The following is a 286-nucleotide window of genomic DNA, read 5'->3' on the forward strand; positions in this document are numbered from 1 at the left end:
AGAGGAACCAGTCACCTGGAAGAGATCGATCCAGTCGCTGGTGTGCAATCTGGGAGGTAGGGTTGCGGGGTCGATTCCTCGCGAGCGCAACCATGATTGTGTCTCTGAACGTGATGAAAACAACCCTGCCCTTCGGAGAATTTCCCCTATCCCGCGTCCCCGGGCGGTGAAAACGGTGTGCACCATCGCCTGAAAGGCTTTGCGTTGCTCTATCGGGATCTTCGGGTCACCCACCCGGCGGATCACTAAGATCCCCCCGTCAACGTTTGGCTGTGGCCGGAAAGCA

1 pseudogene is annotated in these 286 nt (G+C 58.0%); it reads right to left on the bottom strand.

Going from position 1 to position 286, the window contains the following annotated elements:
* Window positions 1-286 (bottom strand): annotated as a pseudogene (locus HMPREF2967_RS07855) (23S ribosomal RNA methyltransferase Erm); the annotation flags it as partial.

Source organism: Corynebacterium sp. HMSC059E07, assembly GCF_001814395.1.
In the GTDB taxonomy this organism is placed as follows: domain Bacteria; phylum Actinomycetota; class Actinomycetes; order Mycobacteriales; family Mycobacteriaceae; genus Corynebacterium; species Corynebacterium hesseae.